This window comes from uncultured Selenomonas sp. (assembly GCF_963528755.1).
GTDB lineage: Bacteria > Bacillota > Negativicutes > Selenomonadales > Selenomonadaceae > Selenomonas.
The window spans coordinates 69,630-82,143 of sequence record NZ_CAURXA010000005.1 but is presented as its reverse complement, the minus strand read 5'-3'; the positions used below and the strand labels follow the sequence as shown (position 1 = coordinate 82,143).

Here is a 12,514-nt window from a genome sequence, read left to right as displayed (position 1 = left end):
GAACAAAGCATCTGCCCAACGATTCTTTCTTCCGCACTCTATCCCTTTCCGCCTTCCTATGGTATGATGAGAAAAACCGTGTATACCCTCGACAAAAGGAGGATGTCATGACTGAAGATCATCTGAAACTCCTGCGCTCCAAAGGCTACAAACTGACCCCGCAGCGGCGCGCCGTTCTCGACGCCTTCCATGAATGCGATCCCTTCCCCACGGCGCAGCAGCTTCTTGCCACCGTACGCAAGAAGCATTCCAATGTTTCCCTCGATACGATCTATCGCAACCTCGCGCTTCTCTCGAATCTCGGCGTTATTCACGAAATCTACCGCGCAGCAGGAAACGTCTATGAGATTATCGAGCCAGGTCATCACCACCACCACCTCGTCTGTACGGAATGCGGCAAGACGGAATGCATCGATATCTGTCCCATGCAGGAAGCCTACACGAAGGAAGCCGAGGCAAGAGGCTTCCTCATCACGGGGCACATCTTTGAATTCTACGGCATTTGCCAAGACTGCCGTAAAAAGAAAGGTCTTTAAATTCCTCTTTCCAACAAAAATAAGCTTGTCAAATCAAACCTCCTGTGCTATTCTATCAAATAGTAAAATTACTATTCAAAGGGAAATCATTCATGTTGTTTCCCCACGCACAGGAGGTCATTCTTTTGAAACGCAAAAACATGCTCTTTTGTCTTCTCGCCTCTCTCTGCCTACTCCTCACGGGATGCGGCGGCACGAACACGGCGGGAGGCGGAAAAGACGGATCTTTCCACATCGTCACGTCCTTCTACCCCATGTACGTCGCCACCATCAATATCACGCAGGGCGTCGACGGCGTGACCGTCACCAACATGACGAAGCCGCAGACAGGCTGCCTGCACGACTACCAGCTCATGACCGAGGACATGAAGACGCTCGAAAAGGCCGATGCCTTCGTCATCAACGGCGCAGGCATGGAGAGCTTCCTCGACAAAGTCATCGAGCAGCGGAAAAACCTCAAGATCATCGACGCTTCCAAGGGCATCGAGCTTCTGAAAGACGATGATGAAGAGAATCCGCACGTTTGGCTCAGCGTCACCGACGCTATCCTGCAGGTGAAGAACATCGCCGAGCAGCTCAAGGCGGCCGATCCCAAGCACGCCGATGCCTACGAAAAGAACGCGGCGGCCTACATCAAGAAGCTCGAAGCACTCAAGGCCGAGATGCACGCCGAACTCGACACGGTGCCGAACAAGGACATCGTGACCTTCCACGAAGCCTTCCCCTACTTCGCCAAGGAATTCGGCCTCAACATCATCAGCGTCGTTGAGCGCGAGCCGGGCACCGAGCCGACGCCCGCCGAGCTGCAGGCTACGATCGAGCAGGTCAAGAAACTGCCCGTCAAGGTCCTCTTCACCGAGCCGCAGTATTCGCCGAGCGCCGCTGAAACCATCGCGCGCGAGACAGGCGCGAAGATCTACACGCTTGATCCCGTTGTCACGGGCGAGGCGAACGAGCAGGCGATCAACGCCTACATTGACACCATGAAGAAGAACATGGAAACACTGAAGACGGCGCTGCAGTAAGCCTGCTGCTGCAAAAAAAGAAACCGATTTCACAAACTTTCCTGACAAGAAAGCGGATGCACCTCGAAGCCATCGAGCTGCATCCGCTTTTTCCATCTGGAAAAAATCCGAGATTCCTGTATAATGGTGATACTGCCAAATGAACTTTGACGCATGAGGTGTTTTGTGATGGATGTGCGCGACGATTTCCTGCTCGCCAAGAACCAGCAGGTCGAGCAGAACGAGAAACTTTCCGCCAAGAGCAAGAGGCGTATGCAGAAGAGCAAATCGTTCAATACGATCAAATCATATGCGAGCGATTGGAACGATTTTGCCGACTGGTGCGAGCATCACCAGACTGCTTCCCTGCCCGCAGAGCCGGAGACCATCGTCAACTACATCAATGACCTCGCGGACAATGCGAAGGCGAACACGGTTTCGCGCCGCGTCACCGCCATCTCGGAGAACCACATCGCCGCCGGCTACAAGCGCGACAATCCCGCCCACTCGGGACTCGTGCGAAACGCCATGTCAGCCATCCGCAGGGAGAAGGGAACCTTCCAGCACGGCAAGGCGCCGATCCTCTTGGAGACGCTCTATCTGATCGCCGACGGCTTCGGCACGGACGAGGCCTCGATTCGTGACAAGGCGCTACTCCTCCTCGGTTTTGCAGGAGCGTTCCGCCGCTCGGAACTCGTCGCGCTCACGGTCGAGGATATCAGTTTTTCTGCTGAAGGCATGGTCGTCTTCATCGGCAAATCAAAAGGCGATCAACTCGGCAAAGGAAGCTATATCGGCATCCCCTATGCGCCCGACAAGGAAATCTGCGCCGTGCGTGCGCTGCGTGCGTGGCTCTCCCTCAGCGGCATCAAAAAAGGGCCGCTCTTCCGCCCCTTCAAGCGCAATCATGAACTGCGCGATACGCAGCTCTCGGACAAGTCCGTGGCGCTCATCGTCAAGAAGTACATCAAGAAAGCCGGTCTCAGCGAAGAGGATTTCGCCGGGCACAGCCTGCGCCGAGGCTTCGCGACGAGCGCCGCGCAGCACGACGTCGACGCCCTGACCATCATGCGCCAGACGCGCCACAAATCGGAGAAGATGGTGCACCGCTACATCGAGCAGGGAAACATCTTCAAGGACAATCCGCTCGCACGCATGTACGGCAAATAAGAAGCAGGCGCGATACAAGGCGATGCTGTGAGATACGATACGAAAAAGAGAAGAGGCTGCAGGCGAAAGCGCTGCGGCCTCTTCTCTTTTTCCATATACGGATGTCACGCCTCCTGCCTCTCGGCAAGCACGACGCGCTCCTCTGCGTCGTGCTCTTCGAGCATGACGCGAATCTCCTCCTTGGAGGAGGTCGGCACGTTCTTTCCCACGAAGTCGGCGCGAATCGGCAGCTCCCTGTGGCCTCGGTCGATGAGGACGGCGAGCTGGATGCTCTTCGGACGCCCCATGTCAATGAGAGCGTCGAGCGCCGCGCGAATCGTTCGCCCTGTGTAGAGCACATCGTCGACGAGCACGATAGTCTTTCCCGTGATGTCGACGGGAATCTCCGTCTCGCGCACGACGGGCTGATATGCGAGGGTCGAGAGATCGTCGCGGTACAGCGTGATGTCGAGGACGCCGATGGCAGGCCTCGTTCCCTCAATTTTCTCAATCGCCGCTGCGATGCGCTCCGCGAGTGGAATGCCGCGGCTTCGTATGCCGACGAGGACGATCCCCGCCGTGCCCTTGTTCCTCTCCACGATCTCGTGCGAAATGCGCGTGAGTGCGCGGCGGATCGCATCTTCATCCATCAGAACCGTCTTGTCGACCAAGGTCGCCATATCATCCCGCCCCTTTCCGTTCTTCGATGGCATTTCGTCCATCAACTGTCCTGCCTTCTCCATGTGTTCAGCCGCTTCAGCGCCCTCGCCGCAAGGCATGAAGGATCGCTTTCATATCCTCGGGCATTTCTGCCGCGAATGTCATGCGCTCTTTCGTGCGCGGATGCGTGAACGAGAGCTCGCAGGAATGAAGCGCCTGCCCCGCTATATCGGGCGTCTTCCTGCCGTATTTCGGATCGCCGAGCAGCGGATGACCGATATATGCCATGTGGACGCGAATCTGGTGCGTGCGTCCTGTCTTCAGACGGCACTCGACAAGCGTGTGCGCAGGGAAGCGCTCCACGACGCGAAAGAGCGTCCTCGCTTCCTTACCGCCCGGCACGACTGCCATCTTCTTGCGCTCCGTCGGATGGCGGCCGATCGGCGCACGGATCTCGCCCCTGTCCTCGGCAATCGTGCCGCAGACGATCGCCCGATAGATGCGCTGCGCCGTCTTCTCCCGAATCTGCTCGGCGAGGTCAACGTGCGCCCGATCATTCTTCGCCGCCACCATGACGCCCGACGTGTCCTTGTCGAGCCGGTGCACGATGCCCGGACGTATGACGCCGTTGATGCCCGACAAGTCCTCGCAGTGATGGAGCAGCGCATTGACGAGCGTGCCGTCCGCTGCTCCCGCCGCCGGATGGACGACCATGCCGCGCGCCTTGTTGATGACGATGACGTCCGAATCCTCGTAGAGGATGTCCAAAGGGATGGCTTCCGGCAGGATCTCCAACTCCTGCGCTTCGGGAATTTCCGTCTCCACGGCATCCCCTTCGCGCAGTTTGGCGTTCGCCTTCGCCGTCCTGCCGTTGACGAGGACGCAACCGCTTTCGATCAGCTTTTGGATATGGGAGCGCGAAACCTGCGCTTCCTTGCCGGCGAGAAAGCGGTCGAGACGTTCTCCCGCAGTTCCTTCGTCGACGATCAGCCGTTCCTTCATGTCAAGCGTCCTCCACAGGGTGCATCTTGAAGAGGATGGCGTAGATGATGGCCGCGACGCCGACGACGATGGCGATGTCCGCGATATTAAAGACCGGCCATATACGGAAATCAAAGAAGTCGATGACGTGCCCGAAGCGCACGCGGTCGATCAGATTGCCCAGGGCGCCGCCGAGCAGGAGCGCCGTGCCGCAGCGAAAGATGCGACATTGGCGGCGGATGTAGGGCGAGAAAAGGCCGCCCAAGATGACGATGACGATGCCCATGACGATAAAAAAAGAGCGCTGATGGGCGAGGATGCCGAAGGCAGCGCCGGGATTCAGAACGAACGTGATATGAAAGACGTCTTGTATGACGGGGATTGACATTCCAGGAAACATCTCATGGGTGACAAGGAATTTCACGACTTGATCCAAGACTACGATGCAAATGCTCAAAAAAATCGGCACGAGAACCGCCTCAGTCCTTTCTCTTAGAGAAACCTCGTTTCGTCATCACAGATAGCGGTGTAGGAGCACGCTGGTGCGCCCCTTCTTCGTCTGACCGCGAATCTCCTTCACTTCGAGCCGTCCCCTGCCGCGCATGGAAAGCACGTCGCCCTCCTTGACGGCTTGGGAAGCGCTCTTGACGGACTGCCAGTTGAGCTTGAGCTTTTCCGCCGCGATGTCTACTGCAGCCCGGCTGCGCGACATGCCGAAGCCCGCCGCCGCAATCGAGTCGGCGCGCAGGGAAGCGACCGTCGCGCGAATCTCCTTGCAGCGCTCCTCGCGCGGCAAGAGGGCGGAAAGTTTGCCGAGCGAGCACGCCACATGCGCTGCGCCGAATTGCACGCAGTTCGTCAGCAGGAAATCCGCCATGTTCTCCGCCGTGACGATACGCGCCGCGCCCTGCTGAATCTGGATGTCGCCGATGATCTCGCGCTCGATGCCGAGACTCATGATCGCGCCGAGAACGTCTCGATGCGAGATGTGCGCGAACGCATCCTTCCACTGCGCCTCCACGACGGCGATTTCCCAAGAGGGCGTGCCGCGAAAATCTTCATGCTGAAAGACGGCACGCTGGCGCTCCGCCCCCGCATAGCCGCCGTTGAAAGAGACGGCGAGACCTTCGAAGTTCGCCGCCACGACCTCGGCGATTTCCTGCCCGAAGGGATCGAGGAACGCCGTCAGGCGGAACTTTTGATTCTTCATCGCCTTTTCTGCGGCATCGACTAATTTCGCTGCCGTTTCTTCGCCTTCCGAACCGCGATAGAAACGCAGGATTTTTTCCCGATTCGACATAGTGCTCCTATTCCCCTAAAGACTTCGATTTTTCCGCCGCGCTCAAGACGGCGTCAAGGAATGCGCCGCGCACGGCACGCTGCTCAAGGACGCGCAGTCCTGCGATGGTCGTCCCTGCAGGCGACGTGACCTGATCGCGCAGCTCATCGGGATGCCTGCCCGTATCGAGCGCCATCTTGGCGGAGCCGAGCAATGTCTGCACCGCCAGAAGACGCGCGTCCGTGCGCGAAAGCCCCGCCGCCACGCCGCCATCCGCGAGCGCGTCGATGACGAGGAAGGCGAAGGCCGGTCCGCTGCCCGAAAGCCCCGTGACGGCATCCATCAAGGACTCCTTGACGCAGACGACCTTTCCCGCCGCCGCGAGAATCGTACGAATCGCGTCCTCGTGAGCTGCGCCCGCACGCGAGCCGAGCGCATAGGCAGACATGCCCTCGCCCACGGCGAGCGGCGTATTGGGCATGACGCGGATGACGGGCTGACCGGGAAGCAGCGCTTCGAGCTTAGGAAGCGGCAGTCCTGCCACGATGGACACGAGGACGGCATCCGAGCGCAAAGCCCCGCGAATTTCCAAGAGAGCCGCTTCCGCCGCATTCGGCTTGACGGCGAGAATGACGACGTCCATATCGCCGAGGAAGGATTGCGCGCTGCAGCAAGCCTGCACGCCATACGTTTCCTTCAATTCCTCAGCGCGCGCCGCCTTATGCTCGGAGACGAAGACCGCCTCCGCAGGAAGCACCTCTTCGCGCAGGACGCCGGCGATGATGGCCTCCGCCATCATGCCGCCGCCGATCAATGCAAGTTTCATCGCCGCCGCCCTACTTCTTCAGCCATGGCATCTCCGTCGACACCGACTTCTTGTCCTCTGAATAGGAGATATTGACGTTGCTCGGCGCACAGAAGAAGACGTTGTTGCTGACCTTCTTGATCTCGCCGTTCAGCGCGTAAATCGTGCCGCTGATGAAGTCCGTGATGCGCTTGGCGTCCTCCTCGATGGTATTCTCAAAGTTGATGACGACGGGGCGCTTCTCGCGCAGACAGTTCGCCACCTGCTGCGCATCGTCAAAGGACTTCGGCTCGATGACGACGACCTTCATCTTGTAGGCGGCGACATTGTTCATCGCAGCGTTCACCGCTGCCGCTTGGAAGTTCACGACGTTCGACGCCGGCGCTTCCTCGCGCTCCATCTCGTCAAACTCTGCAAAATCGTCGTCTTCGTCGCGCAAATCCCTTTTATCGTTGATGTCTTCCGGATCGATCAGGCCGATTTTTCCGCACACCTTATCAATGAAGCCCATCTTGTTCCCTCCTCAATATTGACGTGGCCCGAAAATGGCCGTGCCGACACGAACGATATTGGCGCCTTCTTCCACAGCGATCCGATAATCATGTGTCATACCCATTGACAAATAACTTATATTCGCCGTTTTCCACGGAAAGTCCTTCGTCCTTTGAAAAATTTCATACATGCGGCGAAAGAGCGGCCTCGTCTCCTCGACTTCGTCGTAGTTGGGCGCTATGCACATCAGACCGCGAAGGCGCAGATGCGGCAGTGCGTCGACAGCTTCGAGCAAGGGCTGCAAGTCCTCTTCGTAAATGCCGGACTTCGACGCTTCTTTGGCAAGGTTGACCTGCACGAGGACGTCCTGCCGCTTGCCGATCTTGCCCGCTTCCTTGTCCAAGGCCTCGGCAAGCTCCAAGGTGTCAACGGAATGAATGAGGTCGAAGAGCTTCACGGCGTACTTCGCCTTGTTCTTCTGCAAGTGACCGATGAGATGCCATACAGCCGTGCGCTCAAGCGTTTCGAACTTCTCCCGCGCTTCCTGTATGCGGTTTTCGCCGATGTCCGTCACGCCATGCGCGATCGCCTCGCGCATCTCGGCGACGCCGTGATTCTTCGTCACCGCCACGAGGCGGACAGGCTCTTTCGCATCGGCAATCGTCCTCTTCGCCCTGCTCTCCTCGATGGAGCGCAAGACTTCATGCAGATTCTCTTCGATCAACTTGCTTACCTCCTGCAAACTACTTCAAAGCGATCCACGCGGCGAAGCGTCCCGTCGTCCCGTGCTCTTCGCGATAGGAAAAAAAGAGTCCGGCATTGCACTTCGTGCATACGTCAGCACTGTCGATGTGCGCGGGAAGGAGTCCCGCCGCTTCGAGCTGCAGGCGGTTGGCCGCCCACAGGTCGATCGTCCACTTCCCCTCGGGCGAGTGCGAAAGAAGCTCGGGCGCTTCAGGAAATGCCGCGCGAAAAGCCGCCGCGACCTCCTCGCCGACCTCGAAACAGCACGCGCCGATGGAAGGGCCGATGCCCGCGAGGATGTCCTGCGGGCGCGAGCCGAACGTCTCGCCCATGCGCTGCACGGTCTTTCGCCCGATCTCGGCGACCGTCCCCTTCCAGCCCGCATGAGCGGCGGCAATGACACGGCGCACAGGGTCGAAGAAGAGGAGCGGCACGCAGTCGGCAAAGCACAGCAGCAAGGGCAGTCCCGACTCCGCCGTCATCAGGGCGTCGCAGGCGGGCACGGACTCGTCATAGCGGCTCGCGCCCATGCCCGCATCGCTGGCGCAGACAAGGCGCACTTCATCGCCGTGCACCTGGCGCGGCGTGACGATCCGCGCAGCGTCAAGCCCCAGAGCCTCAGCAAAGAGACGGCGATTCTCCAAGACGTCCGCGGCACAGTCGCCGACGTGGAGCGCCATGTTCAATGCGGCGAACGGAGGCTTCGAGACGCCGCCCAAGCGTGTGGAAATGCCGTGCGCCAGCCCCTCTTCGGGAAAGAGCGAGAACGAGCCGCGCCAAAGGCCGCCGCTATGTCTGAGCTGAAACATGTCTCTCCTCCATTGTATCACAAACGCCGCAGCGTGTGCATCCCGAAAAGCAAGGTTTCGTATATTGCAGCGCCGCCGCTCTCTGCAGCTCGCGGTAGAGGTATTGCTTGGGAAATCCCATGTCGAGCGCATCCCACGGGAATACCGCATCTTCTGCGTGCCGCACTTGCAGAAAGTCCGCAAAGGAAAGTCCCTCTTCCTTCAGCGCACGCTTGAACGATTTCGCGCCGCCCGCGAGGAAGGCGCGGTGCAGGGCGCGAGCGACGCGGCGGTCGCCGCGCGCGAGCACGCCCTGCACATAGGCGCTCTTGGGCGATTCGGCGATGATGCGGATGCTCCTGTAGGGCGCCAGCCCCTTGCGGATCGTCTTCATCGCATCCTTGACCCATTTCTCGTCCGCCATCGGCAGCCACTGGAAGGGCGTGAACGGCTTGGGGATGAACGGATTGATGCTCAAGGTGATCTGCGCATGCTCCTTCTTCGCCCGGATATGCTCATGCAGTCGCACGGTCATATCGACGATGGCCTTGATGTCTTCTTCCTCCTCGTAGGGCAGGCCGATCATCAAGTAGAGACGGAACTGGCGGATGCCCGCCTGCAGAGCAAGATCGACCGTATGGCAAAGATGCTCCTCCTCGATGCCCTTGTTGATGATCTTCCTCATGCGCACGCTGCCCGCCTCGGGGGCGAGCGTGATCGTGCGCAGCCCGCTCCTCGAAAGAGAGGCAACAAGCTCCTCGGTCACGGAATCGGCGCGGAAGGAGGCGACGGACATGCCGAGATTTTCTTCCAGAATGTCTCGGCACAAAGCGTCGATCTCGGGATAGTCCGAGATGGCGGCTCCCATGAGTCCGATGCGCTTCTCGTACTTCTTCGCCTCTTGGACTTCCTTTTCCAAGACCTTCAGCGAGCGGTTGCGCGGCTGTCGAAAGCAGTAGCCCGCCATGCAGAAGCGACAGTGCCTGCCGCAACCGCGTGCCGTTTCGATGAGGTAAAGGTTGAATTCCGTATCGTCGGTGACGACGACGGTGTGCGCGGGAAATTCGTCGAGATCGCGCACCCATTGGCGCGTGACGCGCGAAGGAGCGCCCGCCGCAGGACGAATGGCGCACAGGCGACCCGACGCATCGTAGTCGTGCGCGTAGAGCGATGGCACGTAGACGCCCTCGACCTTCGAGAGGGCGCGCAGAAGCTCGGCACGCGAAAAACCCTGCCGCACGGCGGCGTCGTATGCGTCCATCAGAGCCGGCATGATGACCTCGCCCTCGCCGATGACGAAGGCGTCGACGAAGAGGCTCAATGGCTCGGGGTTGAACGTGGCGCACGGCCCGCCCGCGAGGACGATAGCGTCCTGCTCACCGCGCTCCGCCGCCAGAAGTTTGACCTTGCCAAGCTGCAGGATGCGCAGCAGGTTGAAGTAGTCCATCTCGAAGGAGACGGCAAAGCCGATCAAAGAGAAGCGATGGAGCGGCTGCTGGTTCTCCAGACTCAGAAGCGGCGTGCCCGTACGTTCATGCTCGCGCTGTTCCTCGTCGCTCGGCAGGAAGAAGCGCTCGCACGCCGTGTCGGGGCGTCGGTTCAACAGGTCGTAGATGATGTGCAGCCCGAGGTTCGACATGCCGACGAAGTAGGAATTGGGGTATACGAGCGCGAAGGAGCGCCGCGTGCCCGTCGGAAACGAAAAATAGCCCTGCTCGTGTTCCAACTGCTCGCGCAGACGCCGCTTGATCTTCCAGCTCAAGACGGATTCTTCTCCCTGAGCAGCGCTTCCAACTCCTCGCGGAAGCCGCTGATGTCGGCAAACTTGCGGTAGACCGAGGCGAAGCGGATGTAGGCGACCTCGTCGAAGTTCTTGAGCTTCTCCATCACGAGTTCGCCGATGTCGCGCGTGTAGACCTCGCGATCCATCGTGTTGCGAAGCTCCTTTTCGATCTCATCCGCCAGGGCGACGATACGCTCCGTCGGAATGTCGCGCTTGTCGCACGAGCGTATGAGGCCGTTCAGCAGCTTGTTGCGGTCGAAGACGACGCGCCTGCCGTCATTTTTAATAACCATCAGCGGAATCTTCTCCACTGTCTCGTATGTCGTGAAGCGCTTGCCGCACGACGCGCACTCCCTGCGCCGGCGAATGGTATTGCCGTCGTCAGCAGCACGCGAGTCGACGACGCGGCTGTCCTCCTCTTTGCAAAATGGGCAACGCATCTATATCCCCTTCTCTTTCCTTCGTTTTTTTCTCGTTTTTTCTACCGTCTCGCGCCGCTTCGGACGCAGCAGACACTTCTTCCCGTAGCCGATGAGATCGCTCCTGCCCGCCAGATGCAGCGCCTTGCGCACGATAGCGTCGTTCTCGGGCAGCCAATACTGCAGAAGCGCGCGTTGCATCCTCTTCTCCTCCGCCTTCTTCGCCGTATAAACCTTCTCACCCGTCAGAGGATTGATTCCCGTGTGGTACATGCAGGTCGAAAGCGTGCCGGGCGTCGGGATGAAGTCCTGCACCTGCTCGGGATGGTAGCCGCGCTCATGAATGAACTCCGCAAGCTCGACGGCGTCTTCGATATGCGCGCCCGGGTGGCTCGACATGAAGTACGGCACGAGGTACTGCTTCTTGCCGAGCTTTCGGTTCATTTCCTCGAACGCCTTGACGAAGCGCAGGTACACGGATTTTCCGGGCTTTCCCATGAGTCGCGTGACGCGCCTCGACACATGCTCGGGCGCGATGCGCAGCTGTCCGCTGATATGATGACGGCACAGAACTTCCAGAAAATCATCGTGCGCCTGCTGCAGGTAGTCGAAGCGAATGCCCGAGCGAATGAAGACCTTCTTCACGCCGGGCAGTGTGCGAAGGCTCTCTAGGATGGCCAAGTATTCTCTGTGATCGGCTCGCAGGTTCTCGCACAAGGGTGAAAGGCATGCCCTGCCGCGGCACGTTCCGCGCACGAGCTGGGCGCTGCACGACGGCTCATAGAAGTTCGCCGTCGGCCCGCCGACATCGTGGATATAGCCCTTGAAATCGGGCAGGGCGATGAGCCGCTTCGCCTCGCGCAGCAGGGACTCCTTACTCCTATGCTGGATGATGCGCCCCTGATGCGACACGATGGCGCAGAAATGACAGCCGCCGAAGCAGCCCCTCTGGCTGACGAGACTGAACTTGACCTCGGCGATGGCGGGCACGCCGCCCGCCTTGTCGTATACGGGATGCCATGTATAGCGATACGGCAGTTCGTAGATCTCATCCATCTCTTCCGTCGTCAAGGGCAGCGCCGGAGGATTCTGCACGACGCAGATCTCTTCGTTCTGCTGGATGAGCCTGCGCCCGCGCAGGGCGTCCTGCTCCAGATATTCGACGCGGAAGGCGTCGGCAAACTGCGCCTTGTCCTTCGCGACCGCCGCATAGGGCAGCAGTTCCACATAGTCCCATACATAGTCGCGGTTCGGCACGCGGTAGCAGGTGCCGCGCACATCCTGCACGTTCTCGATCGCGACGCCCGCATGAAGTTCGGCTGCAATTTCGACGATCTGTTTCTCTCCCATGCCGTAGATCAGGAGATCGGCACCGCTCTCTAAGAGGATGGACGGGCGCACCTCATCGCACCAATAGTCGTAATGCGCCATGCGGCGCAGGCTCGCCTCGATGCCACCGATGATGACGGGAATCGCCCCCCAAGCCTCACGCAGCCGCTTCACATAGACGCTGACAGCGCGCTCAGGCCTGCAATTCATGCGTCCGCCGGGCGAATAGGCATCCTGACGACGCAGTTTCTTCGCCGCCGTGAAGCGTGCGAGAACAGAATCGAGATTGCCGCTCGATACAAGAAAGGCAAGCCGAGGCTTGCCTAAACGTCGAAAATCTTTCGCACTGTGCCAATCGGGCTGAGCAATGATGCCGACGCGATAACCGTGCGCTTCGAGCACGCGGCAGATGATCGCAGTGCCGAAGCCCGGATGGTCGACATAGGCGTCGCCCGAAACGAAGATGAAATCAAGCTCGTCCCAACCTCTTGCCTCCATGTCCGTCCGGCTCATCGGCAAAAAATCCTTCACGCTTCCAACCATCG

The 12,514-nt window shown here is 59.5% G+C and carries 14 protein-coding genes; 3 read left to right on the top strand and 11 right to left on the bottom strand.

The window, feature by feature from the left end; all coding sequences use genetic code 11:
* The first annotated feature begins 107 nt into the window (after window positions 1-107).
* The 3 genes from RWS31_RS07230 to RWS31_RS07220 all read left to right on the top strand — a co-directional run bounded on the left by RWS31_RS07230 (window position 108) and on the right by RWS31_RS07220 (window position 2,710).
* The gene (locus tag RWS31_RS07230; protein ID WP_314597108.1) at window positions 108-536 is read left to right on the top strand and encodes a Fur family transcriptional regulator; all 429 of its coding nucleotides are present in this window, start codon (window positions 108-110) and stop codon (window positions 534-536) included.
* 140 nt (window positions 537-676) lie between these two features.
* Window positions 677-1,561, top strand: coding sequence for a metal ABC transporter substrate-binding protein (locus RWS31_RS07225; RefSeq protein ID WP_399553743.1), 885 nt, complete (start codon window positions 677-679; stop codon window positions 1,559-1,561).
* Between the two features lie 168 nt (window positions 1,562-1,729).
* Entirely contained in the window at window positions 1,730-2,710 is a 981-nt protein-coding gene (locus RWS31_RS07220) for a site-specific integrase (protein ID WP_314597349.1), read from the top strand.
* Between the two features lie 104 nt (window positions 2,711-2,814).
* On the opposite strand, the gene pyrR is transcribed toward RWS31_RS07220, so the two are convergent.
* The 11 genes from pyrR to RWS31_RS07165 all read right to left on the bottom strand — a co-directional run bounded on the left by pyrR (window position 2,815) and on the right by RWS31_RS07165 (window position 12,512).
* A complete protein-coding gene (gene pyrR, locus RWS31_RS07215; protein WP_294175497.1) occupies window positions 2,815-3,369 on the bottom strand; it encodes a bifunctional pyr operon transcriptional regulator/uracil phosphoribosyltransferase PyrR in 555 nt (184 codons plus the stop codon).
* A 76-nt stretch (window positions 3,370-3,445) separates the two neighbouring features.
* The gene (locus tag RWS31_RS07210; protein ID WP_314597104.1) at window positions 3,446-4,351 is read right to left on the bottom strand and encodes an RluA family pseudouridine synthase; all 906 of its coding nucleotides are present in this window, start codon (window positions 4,349-4,351) and stop codon (window positions 3,446-3,448) included.
* A 1-nt stretch (window position 4,352) separates the two neighbouring features.
* The gene (gene lspA, locus RWS31_RS07205; RefSeq protein WP_314597102.1) at window positions 4,353-4,799 is read right to left on the bottom strand and encodes a signal peptidase II; all 447 of its coding nucleotides are present in this window, start codon (window positions 4,797-4,799) and stop codon (window positions 4,353-4,355) included.
* Between the two features lie 45 nt (window positions 4,800-4,844).
* Window positions 4,845-5,630, bottom strand: coding sequence for a YlmH/Sll1252 family protein (locus tag RWS31_RS07200; RefSeq protein ID WP_314597101.1), 786 nt, complete (start codon window positions 5,628-5,630; stop codon window positions 4,845-4,847).
* A gap of 7 nt (window positions 5,631-5,637) precedes the next feature.
* Window positions 5,638-6,435, bottom strand: a complete 798-nt coding sequence (gene proC / locus RWS31_RS07195; protein WP_314597099.1) for a pyrroline-5-carboxylate reductase — start codon at window positions 6,433-6,435, stop codon at window positions 5,638-5,640.
* 10 nt (window positions 6,436-6,445) lie between these two features.
* Window positions 6,446-6,925 (bottom strand): cell division protein SepF, encoded by a 480-nt coding sequence (locus RWS31_RS07190; RefSeq protein WP_314597097.1) that lies wholly within the window; start codon window positions 6,923-6,925, stop codon window positions 6,446-6,448.
* A 12-nt stretch (window positions 6,926-6,937) separates the two neighbouring features.
* Window positions 6,938-7,630 (bottom strand): YggS family pyridoxal phosphate-dependent enzyme, encoded by a 693-nt coding sequence (locus RWS31_RS07185; protein WP_314597095.1) that lies wholly within the window; start codon window positions 7,628-7,630, stop codon window positions 6,938-6,940.
* Window positions 7,631-7,649: 19 nt separating this feature from the next.
* Window positions 7,650-8,459, bottom strand: a complete 810-nt coding sequence (pgeF, locus tag RWS31_RS07180; protein ID WP_314597093.1) for a peptidoglycan editing factor PgeF — start codon at window positions 8,457-8,459, stop codon at window positions 7,650-7,652.
* Window positions 8,440-10,200, bottom strand: coding sequence for a TIGR03960 family B12-binding radical SAM protein (locus RWS31_RS07175; protein ID WP_314597091.1), 1,761 nt, complete (start codon window positions 10,198-10,200; stop codon window positions 8,440-8,442). Before RWS31_RS07175 ends, pgeF begins: the two co-directional genes overlap by 20 nt.
* Entirely contained in the window at window positions 10,197-10,661 is a 465-nt protein-coding gene (gene nrdR / locus RWS31_RS07170) for a transcriptional regulator NrdR (RefSeq protein ID WP_314597089.1), read from the bottom strand. Before nrdR ends, RWS31_RS07175 begins: the two co-directional genes overlap by 4 nt.
* Window positions 10,662-12,512 (bottom strand): YgiQ family radical SAM protein, encoded by a 1,851-nt coding sequence (locus RWS31_RS07165; RefSeq protein WP_314597087.1) that lies wholly within the window; start codon window positions 12,510-12,512, stop codon window positions 10,662-10,664.
* Between the last annotated feature and the right edge of the window lie 2 nt (window positions 12,513-12,514).

Coding starts and splice junctions, on each gene's coding strand:
- RWS31_RS07220 (WP_314597349.1), top strand. CDS start 1,730: ATGGATGTGCGCGACGATTTCCTGCTCGCCAAGAACCAGCAGGTCGAG.
- RWS31_RS07225 (WP_399553743.1), top strand. CDS start 677: ATGCTCTTTTGTCTTCTCGCCTCTCTCTGCCTACTCCTCACGGGATGC.
- pgeF (WP_314597093.1), bottom strand. CDS start 8,459: ATGTTTCAGCTCAGACATAGCGGCGGCCTTTGGCGCGGCTCGTTCTCG.
- RWS31_RS07190 (WP_314597097.1), bottom strand. CDS start 6,925: ATGGGCTTCATTGATAAGGTGTGCGGAAAAATCGGCCTGATCGATCCG.
- RWS31_RS07200 (WP_314597101.1), bottom strand. CDS start 5,630: ATGTCGAATCGGGAAAAAATCCTGCGTTTCTATCGCGGTTCGGAAGGC.
- pyrR (WP_294175497.1), bottom strand. CDS start 3,369: ATGGCGACCTTGGTCGACAAGACGGTTCTGATGGATGAAGATGCGATC.
- RWS31_RS07210 (WP_314597104.1), bottom strand. CDS start 4,351: ATGAAGGAACGGCTGATCGTCGACGAAGGAACTGCGGGAGAACGTCTC.
- proC (WP_314597099.1), bottom strand. CDS start 6,435: ATGAAACTTGCATTGATCGGCGGCGGCATGATGGCGGAGGCCATCATC.
- nrdR (WP_314597089.1), bottom strand. CDS start 10,661: ATGCGTTGCCCATTTTGCAAAGAGGAGGACAGCCGCGTCGTCGACTCG.
- RWS31_RS07165 (WP_314597087.1), bottom strand. CDS start 12,512: ATGGTTGGAAGCGTGAAGGATTTTTTGCCGATGAGCCGGACGGACATG.
- RWS31_RS07230 (WP_314597108.1), top strand. CDS start 108: ATGACTGAAGATCATCTGAAACTCCTGCGCTCCAAAGGCTACAAACTG.